The 24,103-nt window shown below is 69.6% G+C and carries 24 protein-coding genes and 1 pseudogene; 11 read left to right on the top strand and 14 right to left on the bottom strand.

Features of this window, described 5'->3' with window-relative positions; genetic code table 11:
• Positions 1-2: 2 nt before the first annotated feature.
• Positions 3-1,622, top strand: a complete 1,620-nt coding sequence (locus ACWH49_RS11160) for a SpoVR family protein (RefSeq protein WP_448171527.1) — start codon at positions 3-5, stop codon at positions 1,620-1,622.
• An 8-nt stretch (positions 1,623-1,630) separates the two neighbouring features.
• On the opposite strand, the gene ACWH49_RS11155 is transcribed toward ACWH49_RS11160, so the two are convergent.
• The gene (locus tag ACWH49_RS11155) at positions 1,631-3,052 is read right to left on the bottom strand and encodes an FAD-binding oxidoreductase (RefSeq protein WP_448171526.1); all 1,422 of its coding nucleotides are present in this window, start codon (positions 3,050-3,052) and stop codon (positions 1,631-1,633) included.
• A gap of 77 nt (positions 3,053-3,129) precedes the next feature.
• Here ACWH49_RS11155 and ACWH49_RS11150 point away from each other — a divergent pair, with 77 nt between their 5' ends.
• Positions 3,130-3,723 carry a cob(I)yrinic acid a,c-diamide adenosyltransferase gene (locus tag ACWH49_RS11150; RefSeq protein ID WP_448171525.1) on the top strand — a complete coding sequence of 198 codons (594 nt, stop codon included), beginning with the start codon at positions 3,130-3,132 and terminating at the stop codon, positions 3,721-3,723.
• A 2-nt stretch (positions 3,724-3,725) separates the two neighbouring features.
• On the opposite strand, the gene ACWH49_RS11145 is transcribed toward ACWH49_RS11150, so the two are convergent.
• From ACWH49_RS11145 to ACWH49_RS11125, 5 genes and pseudogenes are all read right to left on the bottom strand, one after another.
• Complete coding sequence (locus tag ACWH49_RS11145; RefSeq protein ID WP_448171524.1) at positions 3,726-4,013, bottom strand: hypothetical protein; 288 nt, start codon at positions 4,011-4,013, stop codon at positions 3,726-3,728.
• 120 nt (positions 4,014-4,133) lie between these two features.
• Positions 4,134-5,261: a 3-deoxy-7-phosphoheptulonate synthase gene (locus ACWH49_RS11140; RefSeq protein WP_448171523.1), complete on the bottom strand. Its 1,128-nt coding sequence runs from the start codon at positions 5,259-5,261 to the stop codon at positions 4,134-4,136.
• A 213-nt stretch (positions 5,262-5,474) separates the two neighbouring features.
• Entirely contained in the window at positions 5,475-6,950 is a 1,476-nt protein-coding gene (tldD, locus tag ACWH49_RS11135) for a metalloprotease TldD (RefSeq protein ID WP_448171522.1), read from the bottom strand.
• A 97-nt stretch (positions 6,951-7,047) separates the two neighbouring features.
• Entirely contained in the window at positions 7,048-7,428 is a 381-nt protein-coding gene (locus tag ACWH49_RS11130; protein WP_448174342.1) for a LysR substrate-binding domain-containing protein, read from the bottom strand.
• Between the two features lie 112 nt (positions 7,429-7,540).
• A pseudogene (locus ACWH49_RS11125) lies at positions 7,541-7,867 on the bottom strand (LysR family transcriptional regulator); the annotation flags it as partial.
• Positions 7,868-8,051: 184 nt separating this feature from the next.
• Here ACWH49_RS11125 and ACWH49_RS11120 point away from each other — a divergent pair.
• A complete protein-coding gene (locus ACWH49_RS11120; RefSeq protein WP_448171521.1) occupies positions 8,052-9,032 on the top strand; it encodes an NmrA family NAD(P)-binding protein in 981 nt (326 codons plus the stop codon).
• 6 nt (positions 9,033-9,038) lie between these two features.
• Here the strand turns inward: ACWH49_RS11120 and rsmI are convergent, their stop codons facing one another.
• Entirely contained in the window at positions 9,039-9,938 is a 900-nt protein-coding gene (rsmI, locus tag ACWH49_RS11115; protein WP_448174341.1) for a 16S rRNA (cytidine(1402)-2'-O)-methyltransferase, read from the bottom strand.
• A 43-nt stretch (positions 9,939-9,981) separates the two neighbouring features.
• Between rsmI and ACWH49_RS11110 the strand changes: the two genes are divergently transcribed.
• From ACWH49_RS11110 to ACWH49_RS11095, 4 genes are all read left to right on the top strand, one after another.
• Positions 9,982-10,344: a YraN family protein gene (locus tag ACWH49_RS11110; RefSeq protein WP_448171520.1), complete on the top strand. Its 363-nt coding sequence runs from the start codon at positions 9,982-9,984 to the stop codon at positions 10,342-10,344.
• Between the two features lie 82 nt (positions 10,345-10,426).
• Positions 10,427-11,077, top strand: coding sequence for a hypothetical protein (locus ACWH49_RS11105; protein WP_448171519.1), 651 nt, complete (start codon positions 10,427-10,429; stop codon positions 11,075-11,077).
• Between the two features lie 52 nt (positions 11,078-11,129).
• Positions 11,130-11,726: a phosphoheptose isomerase gene (locus ACWH49_RS11100; protein WP_056471390.1), complete on the top strand. Its 597-nt coding sequence runs from the start codon at positions 11,130-11,132 to the stop codon at positions 11,724-11,726.
• Complete coding sequence (locus tag ACWH49_RS11095) at positions 11,723-12,364, top strand: BON domain-containing protein (RefSeq protein WP_448171518.1); 642 nt, start codon at positions 11,723-11,725, stop codon at positions 12,362-12,364. The genes ACWH49_RS11100 and ACWH49_RS11095 overlap by 4 nt, the downstream gene beginning before the upstream one ends.
• 19 nt (positions 12,365-12,383) lie before the next feature.
• Here the strand turns inward: ACWH49_RS11095 and ACWH49_RS11090 are convergent, their stop codons facing one another.
• The 3 genes from ACWH49_RS11090 to ACWH49_RS11080 form a co-directional block, all read right to left on the bottom strand.
• Positions 12,384-13,277, bottom strand: coding sequence for an NAD(P)-dependent oxidoreductase (locus ACWH49_RS11090; RefSeq protein ID WP_448171517.1), 894 nt, complete (start codon positions 13,275-13,277; stop codon positions 12,384-12,386).
• A 63-nt stretch (positions 13,278-13,340) separates the two neighbouring features.
• Positions 13,341-14,477 carry a PilT/PilU family type 4a pilus ATPase gene (locus ACWH49_RS11085; RefSeq protein ID WP_448171516.1) on the bottom strand — a complete coding sequence of 379 codons (1,137 nt, stop codon included), beginning with the start codon at positions 14,475-14,477 and terminating at the stop codon, positions 13,341-13,343.
• Between the two features lie 9 nt (positions 14,478-14,486).
• A complete protein-coding gene (locus ACWH49_RS11080; protein WP_056471401.1) occupies positions 14,487-15,530 on the bottom strand; it encodes a type IV pilus twitching motility protein PilT in 1,044 nt (347 codons plus the stop codon).
• Positions 15,531-15,617: 87 nt separating this feature from the next.
• Between ACWH49_RS11080 and ACWH49_RS11075 the strand changes: the two genes are divergently transcribed.
• Complete coding sequence (locus ACWH49_RS11075) at positions 15,618-16,319, top strand: YggS family pyridoxal phosphate-dependent enzyme (protein ID WP_448171515.1); 702 nt, start codon at positions 15,618-15,620, stop codon at positions 16,317-16,319.
• 9 nt (positions 16,320-16,328) lie between these two features.
• On the opposite strand, the gene ACWH49_RS11070 is transcribed toward ACWH49_RS11075, so the two are convergent.
• Together ACWH49_RS11070 and ACWH49_RS11065 are read right to left on the bottom strand one after the other, a co-directional pair.
• A complete protein-coding gene (locus ACWH49_RS11070; RefSeq protein ID WP_448171514.1) occupies positions 16,329-16,793 on the bottom strand; it encodes a GNAT family N-acetyltransferase in 465 nt (154 codons plus the stop codon).
• Positions 16,794-16,800: 7 nt separating this feature from the next.
• Entirely contained in the window at positions 16,801-17,283 is a 483-nt protein-coding gene (locus tag ACWH49_RS11065; RefSeq protein WP_448171513.1) for an Lrp/AsnC ligand binding domain-containing protein, read from the bottom strand.
• A 96-nt stretch (positions 17,284-17,379) separates the two neighbouring features.
• Between ACWH49_RS11065 and ACWH49_RS11060 the strand changes: the two genes are divergently transcribed.
• Positions 17,380-20,373 carry an L-glutamate gamma-semialdehyde dehydrogenase gene (locus ACWH49_RS11060; protein WP_448171512.1) on the top strand — a complete coding sequence of 998 codons (2,994 nt, stop codon included), beginning with the start codon at positions 17,380-17,382 and terminating at the stop codon, positions 20,371-20,373.
• Positions 20,374-20,415: 42 nt separating this feature from the next.
• Here ACWH49_RS11060 and ACWH49_RS11055 read toward each other — a convergent pair whose 3' ends face one another.
• Positions 20,416-20,904 carry a GFA family protein gene (locus ACWH49_RS11055; protein ID WP_448171511.1) on the bottom strand — a complete coding sequence of 163 codons (489 nt, stop codon included), beginning with the start codon at positions 20,902-20,904 and terminating at the stop codon, positions 20,416-20,418.
• 29 nt (positions 20,905-20,933) lie between these two features.
• Between ACWH49_RS11055 and proC the strand changes: the two genes are divergently transcribed.
• Positions 20,934-21,743, top strand: coding sequence for a pyrroline-5-carboxylate reductase (proC, locus tag ACWH49_RS11050; RefSeq protein ID WP_448171510.1), 810 nt, complete (start codon positions 20,934-20,936; stop codon positions 21,741-21,743).
• On the opposite strand, the gene ACWH49_RS11045 is transcribed toward proC, so the two are convergent.
• Positions 21,740-22,708, bottom strand: coding sequence for a helix-turn-helix transcriptional regulator (locus ACWH49_RS11045; RefSeq protein WP_448171509.1), 969 nt, complete (start codon positions 22,706-22,708; stop codon positions 21,740-21,742). The genes proC and ACWH49_RS11045 overlap by 4 nt on opposite strands.
• Before the next feature lie 85 nt (positions 22,709-22,793).
• Here ACWH49_RS11045 and ACWH49_RS11040 point away from each other — a divergent pair, with 85 nt between their 5' ends.
• Positions 22,794-23,930 carry an NIPSNAP family protein gene (locus ACWH49_RS11040; protein ID WP_448171508.1) on the top strand — a complete coding sequence of 379 codons (1,137 nt, stop codon included), beginning with the start codon at positions 22,794-22,796 and terminating at the stop codon, positions 23,928-23,930.
• Positions 23,931-24,103 lie beyond the last annotated feature (173 nt).

The raw sequence follows: 24,103 nt of genomic DNA, 5'->3' as shown, positions 1-24,103 counted from the left end.
TCATGAGCACGTTCCCTGGTGAGCGGCGCGTCAGCGTCGAGCCGCCCACGCTTTATCCGCACGACCGCCGCAAGGCCGAGTTCGGCCCGCTCCAGGCGCCGCGCCCGCCCGGCCCGCGCCCCGCCGCACCGCTTCCGGACCCGAGCGACTGGAGCTTCGAGCTGATCGAGCAATATCACGAGGCCATCCGCGCGACTGCGGCGCGCTTCGGCCTCGACACCTACGCGAACCAGCTCGAGATCATCACCGCCGAACAGATGATGGACGCCTACGCGTCGATCGGCATGCCGGTGAACTACCGCCACTGGAGCTACGGCAAGGAGTTCATCGCCAACGAGAAGAACTACAAGCGCGGCCACATGGGGCTGGCGTACGAGATCGTCATCAACTCAGACCCCTGCATCAGCTACCTGATGGAGGAGAACACGACCGCGATGCAGGCACTGGTCATCGCCCACGCCGCCTACGGCCACAACAGCTTCTTCAAGGGCAACTACCTCTTCAAGCTGTGGACCGACGCGTCGTCGATCATCGACTACCTCGTCTACTCGAAGAACTACATCGCCGAGTGCGAGGAAAAGCACGGCCTCGGCCCGGTCGAGGAACTGCTCGACAGCTGCCACGCGTTGCAGAACTACGGCGTCGACCGCTATCGCCGCCCGAGCAAGCTCTCGTTCGCCGAGGAACTCGAGCGTCGCAAGGACCGACTGGCACACGCACAGTCGCAGGTCAACGACATCTGGCGCACGCTGCCTCGCAAGGCCGAGAAGACCGGCGAAGCCGCCGAGGTCAAGCGCTTCCCGGCCGAGTTGCAGGAGAACATCCTGTACTTCATCGAGAAGAACGCACCGCTGCTCGAACCGTGGCAGCGCGAGATCGTGCGCATCGTGCGCAAGATCGCGCAATATTTCTATCCGCAGCGCCAGACGCAGGTAATGAACGAAGGTTGGGCGACGTTCTGGCATCACCACCTGCTGAACACGATGTACGACGACGGGTATCTGACCGATGGCGTGATGATCGAGTGGCTCAAGTCGCACACCAACGTGATCTACCAGCCACCGGTCGGGCACCGCGCGTACAGCGGCATCAACCCGTACGCGCTCGGCTTCGCGATGTACACCGACATCAAGCGCATCTGCGAGAACCCGACCGACGAGGACCGCGAGTGGTTCCCGAACTTCGCCGGCCAGCCCTGGCTGCCGACGCTCGACCATGCGATGCGCAACTTCAAGGACGAGAGCTTCGTCGGCCAGTACCTGTCGCCCAAGCTGATGCGCGACCTGCGCCTGTTCGCGATCCTTGACGACGAAAAGGCCGAGAACCTGCAGGTCTCGGCGATCCACGACCCGTCGGGGTTCAAGCGGCTGCGCGAGGCGCTGTCGAAGCAGTACGACCTCAGCTCCCGCGAGCCCGACATCCAGGTCTGGAACGTGAATCTGCGCGGCGACCGCTCATTGACGCTGCGCCACACACGCCACAACAACCGCCCGCTGCACGAGAGCTCGCACGAGGTGCTGAAGCACGTGGCGCGGCTGTGGGGCTTCGGCGTGCACCTCGAGAGCGTGGACAGTTCGGGGACGAGTCAGCAGACCTTGTCGGTCCCGGCGCCGACCAGTTGAGCGCGCGGTCAGAGCGAGAAGATCTTCCCGGGGTTCATGATGTTCTTCGGGTCGAGCGCGCGCTTGACCGTGCGCATCATGTCGATCGCACCGGCGCCCGCCTCGTTGACGAGGAAATCCATCTTGTGCAGCCCGATGCCGTGCTCGCCACTGCAGGTGCCCTGCACGTCGATCGCCCGCTGCACCAGTTCCTGATTCAACCGCTCGGCCAGTTCGCGCTCGGCCGGCACGGTCGGATCGACCAGATAGGCGATGTGGAAGTTGCCGTCGCCCACGTGGCCGACGATGTAGTGCTGCATGCCGGCGGTAGTGGCCGCCTCGGAGGCCGTCGTCACGCACTCTGCCAAGCGCGAGATCGGCACGCAGGTGTCCGTGCTCACCGTGCGGCAGCCCGGCTTCATCTGCGCGCCGGCGAAATAGGCGTGGTGACGTGCGGTCCACAACCGGGTGCGCTCCTCCGGCGTCGTCGCCCACTGAAAGCCGGAGCCGCCGAACTCGCTCGCGATGTCCTGCACCGTCGCGGCCTGCTCGGCGACGCTCGCCTCGCTGCCGTGGAACTCCATCAGCAGCAGCGGTGACTCCGGCAGGCTCAGCTTGTCGTGGCGGTTCACGGCGCGCACCGCGTGCGCGTCGAGCAACTCGCAGCGTGCGATCGGAATGCCCATCTGGATGATCTGGATCGTCGTGCGCACCGCCGCGTCGATGCTGGGGAAAGTGCAGGTCGCCGCCGAGATCGCCTCGGGCAGCGGGTACAGGCGCAGCGTGATCTCCGTCATCACGCCCAGCGTGCCTTCGCTGCCGACCATCAGGCGCGTCAGGTCGTAGCCGGCGGACGACTTGCGCGCGCGCGTGCCGGTGTGGATCGTCTCGCCGCTGGCGGTCACCACGGTTAGTCCGAGCACGTTCTCGCGCATCGTGCCGTAGCGCACCGCGTTCGTGCCGCTGGCCCGCGTCGCACTCATGCCGCCCAGGCTCGCGTCCGCGCCCGGGTCGATCGGGAAGAACAATCCGGTGTGGCGGATCTCGTTGTTCAGCTGCATCCGCGTGACGCCGGCCTGCACGGTCACCGTCAGGTCCTCCGGTTGCACCGCGATGATCCTGTTCATGCGCGACAGGTCGATGCTGATGCCGCCCTGCACCGCGAGAAGATGACCTTCGAGCGACGAGCCGACGCCGAACGGAATCACCGGCACCGCATGCTGGTCGGCCAGCTTGACCAACGCTGCGACGTCCTCGGTGCTCTCGCAGTACACCACCGCCTCGGGCGGCGGCGCGTCGATCGGCGACTCGTCGCGGCCATGCTGCTCGCGCACCGCCAGCGCCGTCGAGCAGCGCACGCCGAAGTGCGCCTGCAGCGCAGCCAACATCGCGGCCGGCACGGGACGCGGCTCCAGGCGGGGCAACAGGTGGGCGGGCAGCGGTGCGTTCATGCGGGTCTCCGTGGCCACGCGAGGCATGACCGAATGTCGATTGTGCCAAGGTCGACGCGCCGCGCTAGCATCCGCCGATGGCCAACCGACTCTCCCAGATCGCGACGCGCACCGGCGACGATGGCACCACCGGCCTCGGCGACGGCACGCGCGTGCCGAAAGACCACCTGCGCGTGCAGGCAATGGGCGATGTCGACGAGCTGAACTCGCAGCTCGGGGTGCTGCTGGCCGAGCCACTGCCGGCCGACGTGCGCGAGCTGCTGGTCGTGATCCAGCACGAGCTGTTCAACCTCGGCGGCGAGCTGTCGATCCCGGGCTTCGAGCTGCTGAAGGCCGCCGCGGTGTTGCGGCTCGACGAGGCACTTGCGCACTACAACGACCAGTTGCCGCGCCTGAAGGAGTTCATCCTGCCGGCCGGCACGCGCAGCGCGGCGCTCGCGCATGTCGGGCGCACCATCGCTCGCCGAGCCGAGCGCGCAGTCGTGGCGCTGACGGCCGCCGACGCGGTGCGCGCGGAGCCGCGCCACTACCTGAACCGCCTGTCCGACCTGCTGTTCGTACTCGCGCGCGTCCTGAACCGGGCCAACCTCGACGGCCTGGGCGGCGACGACGTGTACTGGAAGAGCGAGCGCCTCGCGCGCGACACCGCCGGCGACGAACCCGCCGCTTGAGCCTACTGCTTGACCGGCGGCGTCGCGCCGACCGCGAACTCGGCGAACGACAGGAAGCTGTCGCGGTCGCGGTCGAGCTCGTCGAAGCGCGCAGCGATTTCGGGGAAGCGCTGCGCCTCGTCGCGGGACAGCTTGCCGTCGCCGTTGGTGTCGGCGCGCGCGAAGGCGGCCTCGATCGCTTCCCGGTCGACGGCCGACAACTCGGCCGCGGCCGGCAACGCCGTCGCGAGCAGCCCGGCCAGCAGCATCAACAGGCCAACTTGCAGCGGCCGAACCAGCTTGTCAGGCATCTCGTAGGTTCCATGCGCCGCTCCGGGCGCCAACGGCGATGATCGATTGGACCTGCTCGGCCGCCGCCGCGCCAGTCCGCTTGCGCACCATTACGTCGGTTACCGACGCCGCGGGCCGATTCACTTCAGCGCGGCGCGTGACTTCACCGCCTCGCTGAGGACGTCCAGCACCTCGAGCGAATGCTCCCAGCCGATGCACGCGTCGGTGATGCTTTTGCCGTACTCGAGCTTGGCCGGGTCGTCCTTGCCGGCGCTGAACTTCTGCGCGCCCGCCTGCAGGTGGCTCTCGACCATCACGCCGAAGATGCAGCGGCTGCCGGCGCGCATCTGCGCGGCCACGTCGCGCGCCACGTCGACCTGACGCTCGTGCTGCTTGCTGCTGTTGGCGTGGCTGCAGTCGACCATCAGCGTGCAGTCGAGCTTGGCGGCTTCGATCTCCTTGCAGGCCGCTGCCACGTGCGCGGCGTCGTAGTTCGGCGCCTTGCCGCCGCGCAGGATCACGTGGCAGTCCCTGTTGCCGCGCGTCTCGACGATCGCGACCTGGCCGTTCTTGTGGACGGACAGGAAGTGGTGCGGCCGCGCCGCCGCCTGGATCGCATCGATCGCGATCCGGATGTTGCCGTCGGTGCCGTTCTTGAAGCCGATCGGCGCCGACAGGCCCGACGCCAGCTCGCGGTGCACCTGGCTCTCGGTGGTGCGCGCGCCGATCGCGCCCCACGAGATCAGGTCGCCGATGTACTGCGGCGAGATCACGTCCAGGAATTCGCTGCCGGCCGGCATGCCCGAGCGGTTGATCTCCAGCAGCAGCTGGCGCGCGATGCGCAGGCCTTCGTCGATGCGATAGCTCTCGTCGAGGTACGGGTCGTTGATCAGGCCCTTCCAGCCGACCGTCGTGCGCGGCTTCTCGAAGTAGACCCGCATCACGATCTCCAGCGTGTCCTTGTACTTGTCGCGCTGCACCAGCAGCCGGCGCGCGTACTCGGCGGCGGCGACCGGGTCGTGGATCGAGCAGGGGCCCATGATGACGAGCAGCCGGTCGTCCTTTTTCTGCATGATCCGGCGGATCGCAGCGCGGGTGTTGCCGATCAGCGTCTCGACCGGGGTGCCGGCGATCGGGAAGAAGCGGATCAGGTGCTCCGGCGGCGGCAGCGGCGTCACGTCCTCGATCCGCTGGTCGTCGGTCTGGCTGGTGCGTTCGCTGTGCGCATACCAACCCTCGGCGGATGCGGTGTTCGTCTTGTTCGTCATGGCTTTGCTCCTGAAGGGGGATTCGAGTTCGTGCAGGCGAAAAAAAACCGCCGGGGGTGAGCCCGGCGGTTTTCGGAGATTCTTTGGCGCTTTACTTGGCGTGTGCGCTGGCCTCTCCGGCCGCAGGGCGGTGGGAGCTCCAAAAGTACGCGAAGTAAACGGCGCGGGAATTCATGGCCGCGAATGTAGCACAGCGTCTCGCCCCCGCCGTGCTCAGGCAGTGCCGCCGACCGTGAGGCGGTCGATGCGCAACGTGGGCTGGCCGACGCCGACCGGCACGCTCTGCCCTTCCTTGCCGCACACGCCCACGCCCGGGTCGAGCTTCATGTCGTTGCCGATCATGCTGACGCGGGTCAGCGCATCGGGCCCGTTGCCGATGATGGTCGCCCCCTTCACCGGGTACTGGATCTTGCCGTTCTCGACCCAGAATGCCTCGCTCGCCGAGAACACGAACTTGCCGCTCGTGATGTCGACCTGGCCGCCGCCGAAGTTGGTGGCGTACAGGCCGCGCTTGAGGCCGGCGACGATCTCTTCCCTGGTCTTGTCGCCGCCCAGCATGTAGGTGTTGGTCATGCGCGGCATCGGCACCGCGGCGTAGCTCTCGCGGCGGCCGTTGCCGGTCGGCGCGACGCCCATCAGGCGCGCGTTCATCGAGTCCTGGATGTAGCCCTTCAGGATGCCGTCCTCGATCAGCACGTTGCGCTGCGAGGCGTTGCCCTCGTCGTCGACGTTGAGCGAGCCGCGCCGGTCGGGGATGGTACCGTCGTCGAGCACCGTCACGCCCTTGGCGGCGACGCGCTGGCCGACACGGCCGCTGAACGCGCTGCTGCCCTTGCGGTTGAAGTCACCTTCGAGGCCGTGGCCGATCGCCTCGTGCAGCAGCACGCCCGGCCAGCCCGGCCCGAGCACCACGCTCATCTCGCCGGCCTTCGCGGGCCGCGATTCGAGGTTGGTCAGCGCCGCGGTGACGGCGTCCTGCACGTAGCCCTCGATCACGTCGTCGTGGAAGTAGCCGAAGCCGAAGCGCCCGCCACCGCCGCCCGAGCCGACCTCGCGGCGCAACTCGCCGCCGATCGTCTGCTCGGCGATCACCGTGACGCTCAGGCGCACCAGCGGGCGCACGTCCGCGGCCAGGGTGCCGTCGGCGCGCGCGACCATCACCACGTCGTACTCGCCGGCCAGGCCCGCCATCACCTGCACGATGCGCGGGTCCTTGGAGCGTGCCAGCTTCTCGACCTTCTCGAGCAGCGCGACCTTCTGCGTGCTGTCCAGCGTCGCGATCGGATCCATCGGCGCGTAGAGCACTCGGCTCGCGCCGACCTTCTGCTTCGTGCCGACCTTGACCTTGCGGCTCTGGCCGGCCGCGGCGATCGTGCGCACCGTCGTCGCGGCGTCCATCAGAGCGGCCTCGGTGATGTCGTCCGAGTACGCGAACGCGGTCTTCTCGCCGGCAACCGCGCGCACGCCGACGCCCTGGTCGATGCCGAAGCTGCCGCTCTTGACGATGCCCTCCTCCAGGCTCCAGCCCTCGCTGCGGGTGTACTGGAAGTAGAGGTCGGCGTCGTCGATGCGGTGCGTCGCGATCGTCGCGAGCGCCTTGGCCAGCGTGGCCTCGCTCAGGCCGAACGGCTCGAGCAGCAGCGAGCGGGCAACGGCCAGGCGTTCGATCGTGGGTTCGCGAGAGATCATCGGAGCGTCCTGAAGCGGGGTGCGGCGATTGTAGGAGTCGGCCCCGCGGGACGCGCGCGCGGCCGCGCTTGGCCCTGCGCACGGCAGGCGCTGCAGTTCAGCGTGAGGACGAGAACGCCGCGGCAAGGAAGTCGAACACGAGCTTGAGCCGCGGCGTGCCGCGCAACTCGCGGTGCGCCGTGAGCCACAACGGCAGCGGCGGCACCGGGATCTTCGGCAGCACCCGCACCAGTTGCGGCGACAGGGCCGCGACGCGCACCATGCCGACGCCGATCCCCAGCCCCGCGAGCACCGCGTGCCAGGCCACGATCTGGTTGTCGCAGCGGAAGGCGAACATCTTCTTGCCGACCTGGAACCCGGCGTCGCGAAAGCCGCGCAGCATCTGGTCCGAACGGTCGTAGCCGACCCATTCGTGCCGCTCCAGCGTCGCTGGCGTCGGCTGGCCGTGCGCCAGCACGTAGTCGCCATGGGCGTACAGCGCCAGCGGTTGGTCGGGCAGGCGGCGCGCAATGAGCGTGCCCTGTTGCGGCCGGACCCATGCGCAGCGCGATGTCGGCCTCGCGTTCGAGCAGGTTCTCGACCGCGTTGCTGGCCACCAGTTCGACCTGGATCTCCGGGTGCGTGGCGCGCAGGGCGCGCAGCATGTCCGGCAGCAGGTAGGCGCTGACCATCTCGCTGGCGGTGATGCGCACCGTGCCGGCCAGCGCCTGAGAACGGCCGGCCGCCACCATCGCGAGCTGTTGCGCGTGCTCGCGCATGCGCTCGGCCGGCTCGCGCAGGGCCGTGCCCGCGTCGGTCAGGCGCACGCCGCGCGTCGTGCGCTCGAACAGCGCATGCCCGAGTTGGGCCTCGAGTTGCGCGATCTGCCGGCTCAGCGTCGGCTGGCTGCTGCCGAGCGCCTGTGCCGCGCGGCTCATCGAGCCGCTGGTCGCGACCTCGAGAAACGCGCGCAGCAGACTCCAGTCCGGCTCGGCACGAGCCGGTGATCCGACGATCTTGCTATTCATCGATGAATGACGTTCATGCAACGGAGTCGATTGTGCATCGCGCCGCCGCGTCCAAGAATCATGTCATTCGATCCACCATCCAGCGAGATCCGCCATGTCATCCACCGTCCTGATCCTCGGCGCCGCCGGTCGCATCGGCCAGTTGCTGGCGCTCGCCTTTGCCTCGGCCGGCTGGCACGTGCGCGCCCAGTCCCGCAAGCCCCTGCCGGTCACGCTCGCAACGCACAGCCGCATCCAGCCGGTCCGGTGCGACGCGACCGACAACACCGCGCTGGCGGCCGCAGCCCAAGGCTGCATCACAATCGTCAACGCGCTGAATCCGGTCTATACCGAGTGGGACCGCCTGGCGCTGCCGCTGGCCGACGCGGCGCTCGCCGCGGCCCGCGCCAGCGGCGCCCTGCTGATGCTGCCCGGCAACGTCTACAACTTCGGCCGCGACCTCCCGCCGGTGCTGACGCCGGACACGCCCGAACGTGGCGACGTGCCGAAGGCGCGGATCCGCATCGAGATGGAGGCGCGCCTGGCCGCCGCCGCGCTCGACGGTGTCGACAGCGTCGTGATCCGCGCCGGCGACTTCTTCGGTGGCCCGGGGCCGGGCACGTGGTTCGACATGGCACTCGCGTCCAAGCTCGGCAAGGACCGGTTCGTCTACCCCGGCCGCGCAGACGTCGCCCACGCCTGGGCCTACCTGCCGGACCTGGCACAAACCTTCGTGAAGGTGGCGGAACGCCGCCAGCAGTTGCGCGGTCACCGGCGACTGCACTTCGCCGGCCACACACTGACCGGCGAGGACTTCAAGTGGGCGTTCGAGGCCCAGACCGGCCGCACGCTGCGGCGCGTCGACCTCCCGTGGACGCTGATCCGACTGGTGTCGCCGTTCGTCCCGATGTGGCGCGAACTGCAGACGATGCGCTACCTGTGGCAGCGCCCGCACGCGCTCGACGATTCGGCACTGCGTGCGCTGATCGGCCCCGTGCCGCACACACCGCTGCCGCAGGCGCTGCATGCGGCGCTGGTCGAACTCGACGCGCCGCTCGCCCCGCCGCTGAGCGCGGCCGGCGCAGCGGCGCGCTGAGGTGCCCTACTCGTCGGCGGCGGCGTTCTTCAGTGCCAGCGCACGCTCGTAGAGCGCGTTGCGCGGCGCGCCGGTGAGTTCGGCCGCAAGCGCGACAGCCTGCTTCAGCGGCAGCGCCGCCATCAACGTGCGCAGCGTCGCGTCATGGGCCGGCGCGGTGGCGTCGGGCTCGGCGGCGGCGAGCGCGTGCACGACCAGCACGAACTCGCCGCGGCTGCGGTTCGCGTCCGACGCGAGCCACGCCGGCAGCGCGTTCGCGGGCAGCGTCTGCACGGTTTCGAACTGCTTGGTCAGCTCGCGGCACACCGTCACCGCGCGACCTGTGCACGCTTCGGCCAGAGCGGACGCGAGCGCGTCGATTCGGTGCGGCGCCTCGAACAGCACCTGCGTGCGCGCATCGCCCGCCAGGCGCTTCAGTGCCAGCGCGCGCTCGCCGCTGCGCTGCGGCAGGAAGCCGACGAAGGTGAACGGTCCGCCGAGTGCATCGCCGGCCACGCTCATCGCGGCCACGGCGCTGCTGGCGCCCGGGATCGGCAGCGCCCGGTAGCCGGCAGCCTGAACCGCCGCGACCAGCGCCGCGCCCGGGTCGCTGATCGCCGGCGTGCCGGCGTCGCTGATGTAGGCGACGCGCTCGCCGCGCGCCAGGCGAAGCAGCACGCCCGCCGCAGCTTCGCGCTCGTTGTGCTCATGGACCGCCAGCAGGGACTTGGCCTCGATGCCGAGCTGGCGCAGCAGCGGCCCGCTGTGGCGCGTGTCCTCGCAGGCCACGGCGTCGACCAGCCCGAGCACATGGATCGCACGCAGCGTGATGTCGGCCAGGTTGCCGATCGGCGTGGCGACCACGTACAGTGCGCCGGTGGGGTACTGCTGCGCGCCGGCCGCATGGGCGACCGCGGACTGCAGCATCGAGAGCGAGTCGGCGGGGGATGAGGGCACGGCGGTTCCGGGTATGACGACCAAAGAGAGTGGCGACGCCGCCGAGGCGCGCGCCCTGGCGCACCTGCTGGCCCAGGGCCTGACCCTGGTGCGCCGCAATTATCGGGTCGCGCGCGGCCCGAACGCACGCGGCGGCGAGATCGACCTGATCCTGCGCGAGCGCGACGGCACGCTGGTGTTCGCCGAGGTCCGCGCGCGGCGCTCGGCCAGTCACGGCGGCGCCGCAGCGAGCGTGTCCGCCGTCAAGCAGCGCAGCCTCATCCTCGCGGCGCAGTATTTCCTGCGCACCCTGCGCACCGTGCCCCCTTGCCGCTTCGACGTGGTCGCGATCGACGGCGCACGGATCGAGTGGCTGCGCGGTGCGTTCGACGCCTGAGCGACACGCCCGGGCGCGGGACTACGGCGCGCCATTGGCCGTTCCCACAGCCGCCAGGGCACGGCAGGACTAAGCTGCGTGCATGAATCCATCGTCCGCCCCGATCACCGGCATGGCCGAAGCGCTCGCGGCGGTGTTGCTCGTTGCCGTGGCGGTCAGCCTGCGGCCGCTGCGTTGCATCGGTCCTGCCGGGCCTGCCTGGGTCTGGGTCGGGACCTGGGCGGCGATGCCGGTCCTGTGGTCGCTCGATCGATTGCTCGCGAATCCGATCGTGCCGGTCATGTCGCTCGCGCCCTTGTCCGTGCTGCTCGCCGGCTGGCCGCTGACCGTCGTGATGATGGCGCCCATGGCCCTGTTGGCCGGGCTGGCCGGGCACCTCGAGCCGTTCGAGGCGGTCCACCGGTTGCTGTGGCTGGGCCTGGCGCCCGCCACGCTGACGCTCCTGCTCGGTGCGGCGTCCCGGCGCTGGCTGCCCCGGCACCTGTTCATCTACATCCTCGTGCGCGGCTTTTTCGCGATCATCGTTGCACTGGCGCTGGCGGGAGCCGCCGCGCTCGCCGTCGCGCCCACGGTCTGGCCGGCGAGCGGGCTCGCACGGGGCGACCAGTGGCTCGGCACCCTGCTGGCAGCCTTCGGCGAAGCGACCATCAGCGGGCTCGTGGTGGCCGCACTGGTCGCGTTTCGGCCGCATCATCTCTCGACCTACACGGACCGCCTGTACCTGCCCCGCTGACGCCGCGTCGCGGGAACTGGCGCGCCAGGACCGTGTCATATGATCCGTGGTCATGCTTGAACAACGAATCCAACAGCAGTTCTTCGACAGCGCCGACCTGAAGTACGCCGCCGCCGAAGTTCTCGCGAAGCCCATCGCCGACGCCGTCAGCGCCCTGGTCGGCAGCATCACCGCGGGCGGCAAGGTGCTGGCCTGCGGCAACGGCGGCTCGGCCGCCGACGCGCAGCACTTCGCGGCCGAGTTCGTCGGCCGCTTCGAGCGCGAGCGGCCCGGCCTGGCGGCGATCGCGCTGACGACCGACAGCTCGATCTTGACCGCGATCGGCAACGACTACGACTTCAACGCCATCTTCTCGAAGCAGGTGCAGGCGCTGGGCGCGCCCGGCGACGTGCTGCTGGCGATCAGCACCAGCGGCAACTCCGCCAACGTGATCGCGGCGATCGAGGCGGCCCGCGCGAAGGAGATGGTCGTGATCGCGCTGACCGGCCACAAGGGCGGCAAGATCCGCGAGATGCTGACCGAGACCGACGTGCTCATCTGCGTACCGCACGAGCGCACCGCGCGCATCCAGGAGGTGCACCTGCTGACAGTGCATTGCCTGTGCGATGCGGTCGACCTGCAACTGCTCGGCGAACAGGAAAACACATGACTCCCAAGACTTCCATCTGGCGCCTGAGCGCGCTGCTCGGCGCCGTCGTCGCCTCCACCGCACTCACCGCCTGCGCGCCGCTGCTGCTGGGGGGCGCGATCGTCGGCAGCTCGATGGTCGTCACCGATCGTCGCAGTTCCGGCGCGCAGGTCGACGACCAGGCGATCGAGCTGAAGGCCACCAAGCGCATCAACGAGACCATCGGCGACCGCGGCAACGTCAGCACCACCAGCTACAACCGTATCGTGCTGCTGACCGGGGCGGTGACCAACGAGGCCGACAAGGCCGCCGTCGAGCGCGTCGTCTCGGCGATCGAGGGCGTGCGCTCGGTCGTCAACGAGGTCGCGATCGGGCCGACCGCGTCGTTCGGCAACCGCTCGAACGACACGCTGCTGACCAGCAAGGTCAAGGCCAGCATGGTCGACGCGAAGGACGTTCAGGCGAGCGCCTTCAAGGTCGTGACCGAGCGTGGCATCGTCTACCTGATGGGCCGCGTCACCGAGCGCGAGGCCACCCGCGCCGGCGACATCGCCCGCGGTGTCGGTGGCGTGCAGAAGGTCGTGAAGGTCTTCGAGATCGTCACCGAGGCCGAGCTGAACGATCTGCAGCCCAAGCCCGGCGCCGCGCCCAAGACTTGATCGCGCGCCGGCGTGTGACTCAGCGCAGGCGGCGCAGCAGGCTCGAAGTGTCGAGCCGGTTGCCGCCCTGGGCCTGGATGTCGGCGTAGAACTGGTCGACCAACGCGGTCACCGGCAGGCGCGCACCGTTGCGCTTGGCCTCGTCGAGCGCGATGCCGAGGTCCTTGCGCATCCAGTCGACCGCGAAGCCGAAGTCGAATTGGTCGTCGATCATCGTCGGCCCGCGGTTGTCCATCTGCCAGCTCTGGGCGGCGCCCTTGCCGATCACGCCGAGCACCGCCTTCATGTCCAAGCCGGCCTTCGTGCCGAAGGCGATCGCCTCGGCCAGCCCCTGCACCAGCCCGGCGATCGCGATCTGGTTGACCATCTTCGCGAGCTGGCCGGCACCGCTTTCGCCGAGCAGCGTCACCGCCTTCGAGAAGGCCATCGCGACCGGCTGGATCGCCGCGAAAGCGGCCGCGTCGCCGCCGCACATCACCGTCAGCGCGCCGTTGATCGCACCGAGGTTGCCGCCCGAGACCGGCGCGTCGATGAACTGCAGACCGCGCGCCTGCGCGGCTGCGCCCAGTTCGCGCGCGACCTCGGCCGAGGCCGTCGTGTGGTCGACGAAGATCGCGCCGGGCGCCATGGCGGCCAGCGCGCCGTCGTCGCCGAGCACGACCGAGCGCAGGTCATCGTCGTTGCCGACGCAGCAGAACACGATCTCCGCGCCGGTCGCGGCGGCCCGCGGCGTCGCGGCAGCGGCGTGCCCGTGTTCGGCCGTCCACTGCGCGGCTTTCGCCGGCGAGCGGTTGTAGACCGTCACGGTGTGGCCGGCCGCGGCCAGGTGTCCAGCCATCGGGTAGCCCATCACGCCGAGGCCGAGGAAGGCGACACGGCGTGCCGGAGTGGGTTCGTAGGTCCTGGTGCTCATCGAGGGGTTCCTTGAAATGCGAAGCGGCCTCCGAAGAGGCCGCCGGAATGGTGTGCGCGAAGCCTACACGATGGTGAGGTGTTCGGTGCCGGCGGAGAGATCGCTGCTGCGTGCGCGCTGGCTGTGCAGCTTGATCTGAAGCCGCAGGTCGTTGACCGAATCGGCGTTGCGCAGCGCATCCTCGAACGTGATCGCGTGGCCCTCGTACAGGTCGAACAGCGCCTGGTCGAAGGTCTGCATGCCGAGCTCGCGCGAGCGCTTCATGATTTCCTTGATCTCGGAGACCTCGCCCTTGAAGATCAGGTCGGAGATCAGCGGCGTGTTGAGCATGATCTCGACCGCGGCGACGCGGCCTCGCCCTTCCTGGCGCGGCATCAGGCGCTGCGAGATCAGCCCCTTCAGGTTCAGCGACAAGTCCATCAGCAGCTGCGCGCGCCGCTCTTCCGGGAAGAAGTTGATGATCCGGTCCAGCGCCTGGTTGGCGCTGTTGGCGTGCAGCGTGGCCAGGCACAGGTGGCCGGTCTCGGCGAACGCCACCGCGTGCTCCATCGTCTCGCGGTCGCGGATCTCGCCCATCAGGATCACGTCCGGCGCCTGGCGCAGCGTGTTCTTCAGCGCCTGCTCCCAGCCCTCGGTGTCGATGCCGACCTCGCGCTGCGTGATGATGCAGTTCTTGTGCGGGTGCACGAACTCGACCGGATCCTCGATGGTGATGATGTGGCCGAACGAGTTCTCGTTGCGGTAGTCGACCATCGCCGCCAGCGAGGTGCTCTTGCCCGAGCCGGTAGCGCCGACGAAGATCACCAGGCCACGCTTGGTGACCGCCACGTCCTTCAGCACCTGCGGCAGGTTCAGGCTGTCGATCGTCGGCAGCGTCTGCGGGATCGTCCGCATCACCATCCCGATGTTGCTCTGCTGCACGAACGCGTTGACGCGGAAGCGCCCGATGCCCTGCGGCGCGATCGCGAAGTTGCATTCCTTGGTGCGCTCGAATTCCGCCGCCTGCTTGTCGTTCATGATCGACCGCGTCAGCGCCAGCGTGTGCTGGCTGGTCAGCGGCTGCGGCGAGACCTTGGTGACCTTGCCGTCGACCTTGATCGCGGGCGGAAAGTCGGCCGTGATGAACAGGTCCGAGCCGTTGCGCGACACCATCAGCCGCAGCAGGTCGTTGATGAACTTGGAAGCCTGATCGTGTTCCATGACAGGGTCCTAGCCGGGGAAGTTTTCGGGGAACTTGGCCTTGCCGCGCGCCTCGGCGGGCGAGATGACGTTGCGCCGCACCAGGTCGGAAAGATTCTGATCCAGCGTCTGCATGCCCATCGCATTGCCGGTCTGGATCGACGAATACATCTGCGCGATCTTCGCCTCGCGGATCAGGTTGCGGATCGCCGCGGTGCCCAGCATGATCTCGTGCGCCGCGACGCGCCCGCCACCGTCCTTGGTCTTGCACAGCGTCTGCGAGATCACGCCGATCAGCGACTCCGACAGCATCGCGCGGACCATTTCCTTCTCGGCCGCGGGGAAGACGTCGACCACGCGGTCGATCGTCTTGGCCGCGCTCGAGGTGTGCAGCGTGCCGAACACCAGGTGGCCGGTCTCGGCGGCGGTCAGCGCCAGCCGGATGGTTTCCAGGTCACGCAGCTCGCCGACCAGGATCGCGTCCGGGTCCTCGCGCAGCGCACTGCGCAGCGCGTTGTTGAAGCTCAGCGTGTGCGGGCCGACCTCGCGCTGGTTGATCAGGCACTTCTTCGACTCGTGGACGAACTCGATCGGGTCTTCCACCGTCAGCACGTGGCCAAACTCGTTTTCGTTCAGGTGGTTGACCATCGCCGCCAGCGTGGTCGACTTGCCGGAGCCGGTCGGCCCGGTCACCAGCACCAGGCCGCGCGGCTTCAGCGACAGCTCGGCGAACACCTTCGGCGCGTTGAGCTGCTCCAGCGTCAGGATCTTCGACGGGATCGTCCGGAAGACGGCGCCGGCGCCGCGGTTCTGGTTGAACGCGTTGACGCGGAAGCGCGCCAGGCCCTGGATCTCGAACGAAAAGTCGCACTCCAGCGTTTCTTCATACGCCTTGCGCTGCGAGTCGTTCATGATGTCGTACACCATGCCGTGGACCTGCTTGTGGTCCAGCGGATCGATGTTGATGCGGCGCACGTCGCCGTGCACCCGGATCATCGGCGGCAGCCCCGCCGACAAATGGAGGTCGGACGCCTTGTTCTTGACCGAAAAAGCCAGCAGCTGGGTGATGTCCATGAATCCGTGGGTAGGTTGGCGCGAAGTGCGGTGAACCAGACGGCAGGCTAGGCTCACCCTAAGCCCTGCGGGATACTTCGGCGCATTATGGCGATGATCGCAGACAACTTACAACAAGTGCACGAGCGCGTGGCCGCTGCGTGCACGCAGGCCACGAGGCCCGTGCGAAGCGTCACGTTGCTGGTGGTGAGCAAGACCTTCGATGCGGGCGCAGTTCGCGAGGCTGTTGCGGCCGGCGAGCACCGTTTCGGTGAGAACTACGTGCTCGAGGGCGTCGAGAAGATCGCTGCGCTGGCCGATCTGCGCGCGCAGCTCGAATGGCACCTGATCGGGCCGCTGCAGTCGAACAAGACCCGCATCGTCGCCGAGCAATTCGACTGGGTGCATTCGGTCGACCGACTCAAGATCGCGCAGCGGCTGTCCGAGCAGCGCCCCGCCCACCTGCCGCCGCTGCAGGTCTGCCTGCAGGTCAACATCAGCGGTGAACCCAGCAAGAGCGGGCTGAGGCCCGACGAGGTGCCCGATGTCGCCCGCGCGGTCGACATGCTGCCCCGGCTGACGTTGCGCGGGCTGATGGCCATTCCCGAACCCGCCACCGACCTGGCCGCCCAGCGCGCACCGCACCGCGCGCTGCGCGAACTGCTGACGCGCCTGCGCGCCGGTGGGTTGACGGGCCTGGACACCTTGTCAATGGGCATGAGCGCCGACCTCGAGGCGGCGATCGCCGAGGGCGCAACGATCGTGCGCATCGGCAGCGCGATCTTCGGCGCGCGGCGTACCGCGGCCTGACCAGCCTGTTCAGTCGGGGCGAAGCGCCAGCGTCATGAACACGCTGTTCACGTCTTCCACATAGCTGGCGAACGGCCCGGCGCGGACGAACCCGACGCTTTCGTACAGGCGATGTGCCGGCGCGAACGCCGCGACCGAGCCCGTCTCCAGGCTCAGCCGCTCATAGCCGCGCGACCTCGCCACATCGAGGATGTGCATCAGCAGCGCACGCCCTGCACCGGTGCGGCGGCGCGCCTCGGGCGTGCGCATCGACTTGATCTCGCCATGCGTCGGGCTCAGCTCCGACAGCGCGCCGCAGCCCATCAGCTCCCCGTCTTCCCAGGCCGACCAGAACGTGATGCCGGGCGCACGCAGCTTGGCGAGATCGAGCGCGTGCACGCTTTCGGGTGGCCCGAGCGCATGCATGTTGCGCAAGTGCTCCTTGAGCAGCGCATGGATCTCGGGGCGGGACAGGTCGTCGAGTTCGATTCTCATCGTCGGCTCAGAGGGGCAGCAGGGTCGTATTCTTCACCTCTTCCATCACCGCGTAGGTGCGCGTCTCGCGCACGCCGGGCAGCGCCCAGATCACCGAGCCGACGAAGCCGCGGTAGGCGTTCATGTCGGCCACGCGGGTCTTGATCAGGTAGTCGAAGCCCCCCGCGACGAGGTGGCATTCGAGGATCTCCGGCCGCACCTGCACCGCGGCCTTGAAGATGTTCATCGCGTCGTGGGTGGTGCGGTCAAGCACCACCTCGATGAACACCAGCAGGCCCGCGCCCAGCTTGTCCGGATTCAGCCGGGCCTCGTAGCCGAGGATGAAACCATCGCGCGTCAGGCGCTTGACGCGTTCGAGCACCGCGGTGGGCGACAGGTGCACCGCCTCGGCCAGCTTGAGGTTCGAGATGCGGCCATCGGACTGCAGCACGCGCAGGATGCGGGTGTCGATCCGGTCCAGCAGCAGCGGTGGCGTGTCGTCAGCTCCCATACCGAATTATTCTCCACCAAACCGCGGCGATTCGGAGATTAATGCAGGAAGCAAACCCATAACCTAGCCATCCATCCCGCCCCAGCGAGGTCCACGATGTTCGACTTGCCCACCGCCCGCGCCCGCCTGCCCCAGCCGTATCGGGGCGAATTCGAGGTGCTGGGCGCGCTGCTGAAGTCGCTGGAAGGGCAGGTCGACTGGCCGGCCGCGGTCCGCATGGCGCGGCCGTGGGTGCAGTCGGTGCGCGACAACCCGGCCCCGTTCTGGGCAATGGAATCGCTGCTGCAGGAGTACCCGATCTCCACCGCCGAGGGCCTGGCGCTGATGCGGCTGGCCGAAGCGCTGCTGCGCGTGCCCGACGCCGAGACCGCGATCGCACTGACGGCCGACCAGCTCGGCAAGGCCGACTTCGATGCCGACTCCGGCGGCGCGCACAAGCTTCTCGCGAACCTGTCGGCCAGCGCGATCGCGTTGTCGAAGAAGTTCCTGCCCGAGAACGACGCCGAGCGCGGCATCCTGAAGCGCCTGGGTGCGCAGACGGTCGTCGCCGCCACCGTGCGCGCGATCCAGCTGCTCGGCAAGCAGTTCGTGCTCGGCCGTTCGATCAAGGAAGCGATGGGCGAGGCGGCGTGGGCGCGCAAGGCGTTGAGGGGGCTGCGCTTCAGCTACGACATGCTGGGCGAAGGCGCGCGCACCGAGGCCGACGCGCAGCGCTACCTCGCCTCGTACCTGAACGCGATCCACGCGATCGCCGGCGCGACGAGCAGCGCCGGCCCGGAGGCGGCCGACGGCATCTCGATCAAGCTCAGCGCGCTGTTCTCGCGCTACGAGGATGCGCAGCGCGAGCGGGTGTTCGCCGAACTGCTGCCGCGCGTCTGGCAGCTGATCGAGCCGGCCGCGCGGGCCGACATCAACCTGACGATCGACGCCGAGGAAAGTGACCGCCTCGAACTCTCGCTCGACGTGCTGGACGCGCTGGCCGCCCGCATCGCGCGCGAGTTCCCGCAGTGGCGCGGCTTCGGCCTCGCGGTGCAGGCCTACCAGACCCGCGCGCTCGACGTGATCGCCGAAGTCGCGCGCATGGCGCGTGAGCACCGGCTGCGCTTCATGGTCCGGCTGGTCAAGGGCGCGTACTGGGACGGCGAGATCAAGCGCGCGCAGGAGATGGGCCTGGCCGGCTACCCCGTGTTCACGCACAAGCACCACACCGACATCTCCTACCTCGCCTGCGCCCGTGCGCTGATCGCGAACGCCGACGTGATCTACCCGCAGTTCGCGACCCACAACGCCGGCACCATCGGCGCGATCATCGGCATGGCACAGGCTGCGGGCGCGAACTACGAGATGCAGCGCCTGCACGGCATGGGCGAGGGCGTGTACCGTGAAGTGATGCGCGACCCGCGCATCCCGGTGCGCGTCTACGCGCCGGTCGGCGAGCACCGCGACCTGCTCGCCTACCTGGTGCGGCGGCTCCTGGAGAACGGCGCGAACTCGTCGTTCGTGCACCAGTTGTCCGACGACGCCGTCGAGGTCGACATGCTGCTGGCGTCGCCGCTGGTGCCGGCGGCGCAGGCCGGTATCGCGGCGCCGGTCGCGCTGTACGGGTTCGATGGCCACCGCGGGCGCGCGAACTCGCGCGGCGTCGACCTGGCCTGCCTCGCCGAGCGTGCACCGCTCGACGCCGCGCTCGCCGCGACCCGCGTCCCGGTGGTGCGCGAAGCCACCCGCGCCGAGGTCGACGCGGCGATGACGCGCCTGGCCGCCGGCGCCAAGCCCTGGAACGCCACCCCGCTCCCCCAACGGGCCGCAGTGCTGCGCCGCGCGGCCGACGCCCTCGAAGCACACCTGCCCGAGTTCTGCGGCCTGCTCGTCAAGGAGGCGCACAAGACGCTCGGCGATGGCGTGTCCGAAGTGCGCGAGGCGGTCGACTTCTGCCGCTACTATGCCGACCAGGCCGAGGCGCGCCTGGCCACGCAGGTGCTGCCGGGCCCGACCGGTGAGAGCAACGAGCTGCACCTGCATGGCCGCGGGGTGTTCGTCTGCATCAGCCCGTGGAACTTTCCGCTCGCGATCTTCGCCGGGCAGGTCGTCGCGGCGCTCGTCGCCGGCAATGCGGTCGCGGCCAAGCCGGCCGAGCAGACGCCCGCCGTCGCGCAACGCTTCGTCGAGCTGCTGCACGCCGCGGGCGTGCCCGCCGACGCGCTCGCGCTCCTCCACGGCCCGGGCGAGACAGTTGGCGCGGCGCTGGTTGCCGATGCGCGCACGGCGGGCGTCTGCTTCACCGGCTCCACGGCGGTCGCGAAGCTCATCAACCGCACGCTCGCGGCCAAGGACGGCGCGATGGTGCCGTTGATCGCCGAGACCGGTGGCATCAACGCGATGATCGTCGACAGCACGGCGCTGCCCGAGCAGGTCGTCGACGCGGTCGTGCAGAGCGCGTTCCGCTCCGCTGGCCAGCGCTGTTCGGCACTGCGCCTGCTGTGCGTGCACGAGGGCATCGCCGACGGCGTGATCGAGATGGTGCGGGGTGCGCTGAAGGAACTGAACGTCGGCGACCCGGCGCGGCTCGCGACCGATGTCGGCCCGCTGATCGACGACGAGGCCTTCGCCGGCATCGGCGCGCACGTGGCGCGCCTGCGCGCGCAGGCCAAGGCCATCGGCGAGGCACCGCTCGCGTCCGACGTCCCGCGCCTGATCGCGCCGATCGCCTTCGAGCTCGACGCGATTGCCGACGTGACGCAGGAGATCTTCGGACCGGTGCTGCACGTCGTGCGCTGGCGCGGCGACGTAGACGAAGTCGTCGCGCAGATCAATGCGCTCGGCTACGGCCTGACGCTGGGCATCCAGACGCGCATCGACTCGCGCGCGCTGCGCCTGGCCGCCGCGGCGCGCATCGGCAACGTCTACGTCAACCGCAACATGATCGGCGCCGTCGTCGGCGTGCAGCCGTTCGGCGGGGAGGGCCTGAGCGGCACCGGCCCGAAGGCGGGCGGGCCGCACTACCTGTACCGCTTCTGCGCCGAGCAGACCGTGACGATCAACACCGCCGCGGCCGGCGGCAATGCGACGCTGCTGGCCGGCGGGCACTGACCCGGCTCGCCCGGCGTTGACCGTGTGGGCGCTGAGGCCTTGTCACGCGCTCCACAGGCCGTGGCGCCTGTGCCAGTCCTCCAGCGACTCGTCCGGCATCTGCTCGAACCGCGCGTGCCCGTCGCCCGCCGGCACGTCGATCCAATCGGGCGCCCACGCCAGACCGATCTCGACCACCTCGGGTGGCTTCGGCAGCGGCGTGTCGATCGCCGACGCGTGCGGGTGCACCAGCTCGGGCCAGCGCGGGTCGAAGAGCCAGAGCGGGCTGCCGCACTGCATGCAGAAGCGTCGCCCGGCCGGCGAGCGCGTGGCGCGCTGGCCCGGCTCGCGCAGCACGGCGTGGTAGACGCCAAGGTGCTTGCGGCCACGCACCTTCAGCGTCGCGGCATCGGCACCCAGGTTGATCGCATAGCCGCCGCTGCCGGCCGTCTTGCGGCAGATCGAGCAGTGGCAGTGCATGAACGGCACCGGGCTGTGCGATTCGACGCTGAACGTCACCGCGCGACAATGGCATGAACCTTCCAGACGCATCCCCTTCTCCTTCGAGCATCGAGCCTTTCATGAACATGATCGCATTCATCGGCGGCGGCAACATGGCCAGCGCCATCATCGGCGGGCTGGTCAAGAGCGGCCGCGCGCCCGAGTCGATCGTCGTCATCGACCCGGGTGCGGCGCAGCGCGACAAGCTGCACGCCGATTTCGGCGTGCGCACGCTGGCCGCGGCCGACGCGACGCTGGCCCAGGCCGCGATGGTGGTGTGGGCCGTCAAGCCGCAGCTCTTCCAGGAGGCCGCACGGCCGTGCGCACCGTTCATCGGCCCGGCGCTGCAACTGAGCGTGATGGCCGGCATCCGCAGCGAATCGATCGCGCACGCCACCGGCGCGGCACGCATCGTCCGCACGATGCCCAACACGCCGGCGCTGGTCGGCCAGGGGATGACCGGGCTGTTCGCGCGCGACGCGGTCGGCGCCGCCGACCGCGCGCAGGTCGAGGCCGTGCTGGCGCCGACCGGCGCGCTTCTGTGGGTCGATCGCGAGGCCGATCTCGACGCGGTCACCGCACTGTCGGGCTCCGGGCCGGCGTATGTCTTCTACGTCGTCGAGGCGATGACGCAAGCCGCTGTGCAGATGGGCCTGACCGCCGAGCAGGGCAAGGCGCTGGCGCTCGGCACCTTCGCCGGCGCGACCGCACTGGCGCAGGCCTCGCCGGACGCGCCCTCGGTGCTGCGCGAGCGCGTCACGTCCAAGGGCGGCACGACCCACGCCGCGCTGACGTCGCTCGAGGAAGCGGGGGTCAAGGCCGCGTTCGTCACGGCGATCACCGCCGCGCAGCAGCGCGCGCGCGAGCTCGGCGACGAGTTCGGCCGCTAGGCGCCGTAGAGCGCCGAGATCTCGGCCACCGTCCGCGCCACCGCGTGCCGCAGCGCCGCGGGGCGGATCACCTCGGCTTGCGGGCCGAGGCGCAGCATCTGCCCGGTCGCGTGCTCGATCGTCTCGATCGGGATCGAGACGCGTTGCCAGCCGGGCTTGACCCTGTCGCGGCGTGCGCTGGCCGCCGCCGCATCACCGAGCGCAGGGCCAAGGTTCCGCAACCGCTTCATGCCGAGCGGCGTGATGCGCAGCAGGGCCGTGCCCTGAACCAGCTCCGCCTCGAAGCGCCGGGTGGATTCGGTCCAGTACGCGGCCAGGTCGAAATCCTTCGGCCGCTCGAAGCGCTCGGTTCCCACCGCCAATTCCAGGATGTTCGACAGGCGCCAGGTGCGCGGCCCCTTGCCATGGCTCGCCACGACGTACCAGACGCCGGCCTTCAGCACGATGCCGAGCGGGTCGAGCCGGCGCCGGTTCGTGCCGCGCCAGCTCTCGTAGCGCACGTCGACCCGGCGCTCGCCCCAGACGGCCTGCGCGATGGCCGGCAGGTGATCGGTCTCGGCCGGGCCGCGGTACCAGTCGATCGGGTCGACGTGGAAGCGCGAGCTGACGCGCCGCGCGTCCTCGCGCCAGCCGTCCGGCAGCGCCGCCAGCAGCTTCAGCTGCGCCGAGGCCATCGCCTCGCCGAGGCCGAGATCGGCCGCCGGCCCGGGCAGGCCGCCGAGGAACATTGCCTGCGCCTCGCGGGCCGTCAGCCCGTCGACCCGTGTGCGCCACCCCGGCTGCAGCACGAAACCCCCTTGCCGGCCGCGTTCCGCCCACACCGGCACGCCGGACGCACTCAGCTCGTCGACATCGCGGTACACGGTGCGCACCGACACCTCGAGTGCCGCGGCCAGTGCCTGGGCGCTCAGCCGGCCGCGGCTTTGCAGCAGCATCAGGATCGACAACAGGCGGCTCGCTCGCATGCGGGCCAGTGTGCTTCAAAAAGCTGACATCCGTTGGCAGGTATCGGTCGCGATCATGCCGTTCCAATGTTTGCCCGGAGCCTTCATGAACACCTTGCCCCCTGTCATCGAGTTGCGTCAGTACACCCTGCATCCCGGCCGTCGCGACGCGCTGATCGCGCTGTTCGAACGCGAATTCATCGAACCACAGGAGGCGCTCGGCATCACCGTGGCCGGCATCTTCCGCGACCTCGACGAGCCCGACCGCTTCGTCTGGTTGCGCGGCTTCACCGACATGGCCGGCCGGCCCGCCGCGCTGGCCGGCTTCTACGACGGCCCGGTCTGGCGCACCCACCGCGACGCCGCGAACGCGACCATGATCGACAGCGACGACGTGCTGCTGCTGAATCCGGCCGACCCGCACGCCGTGCTCGGCGAAGCCGGCCTGGTGACCGCGACGGTGTGCGCGGTGCGTTCCCACACCCGCGCGCTGATCGACGCGTTCGAGCAGCACGTGCGCGCGCCGTGGCTGGCGGCCGGCGCGCAGTGGGTCGTCGGCCTCGTCACCGATGCGTCGCCCAACAATTTCCCGCGGCTGCCGGTGCGCGAGGGCGAATCGGTGATCGTCTGGCTCAGCGGCTTTGCCGACGCCGGGGCGCAGCAGCGCCATGCCGCGCAGATGGCCGCGGGCGCGGACTGGCAGCGCTGGTGCGAAGGGCTGGAAGAGCCCGCGTCGACGCGCCGCCTCGCGCCGACCACACGCTCGGCGATCGGGCCGGCGTATGTCGGACGGCGGCACGACTTCGATTTCCTCGTGGGCCGCTGGGAGGTCCACAACCGCCGTCTCGCGCGGCGCCATGTCGGCAGCACGGCGTGGGAGGAATTCCCCGGCCTCGAACAGGCGACGACCCAGCTCGACGGCCTGGTCTCGGTCGACCAGATCGACTTCCCGACCCGGGGCTTCAGCGGCTGCACCGTGCGCACGCTGGACCTGGCGGCGCAACGCTGGTCCATCCACTGGATCAACAGCGGCAGCGGGCGGCTGGAGCCGCCGGTGCACGGCGGGTTCCGCGGCGACCGCGGCGAGTTCTTCGGCGACGACACGGACGACGGCCGAGCGGTGCGCGTGCGCTTCGTCTGGCAGCGCCTCGGCGGCGACGCAGCGCGCTGGACCCAGGCCTTCGCCCTGCCCGGACAGGCGTGGGAAACGAACTGGATCATGGAGATGCGGCGCCGGTCCTGAACCTCGCGGCTCGGTTCGGCAGCGCGACGCGGCGGCATCGGCCACGCGGCCGGACGTGGCGCGCTGCTTCGCCGTCGGCATGGCGTAGCGCTTGGCGGTCTCCGGCCGCTGCGTTGAGGCTCGGCAGCGCATCGAAGTACGCCGGCGGGCGCGGCGCCGATGCCGGGCGCGCG

The sequence above is a fragment of the Rhizobacter fulvus genome (assembly GCF_964020785.1).
Note: the sequence above shows the minus strand (reverse complement) of the source record. Positions and strands in the feature narration are given on the sequence as shown.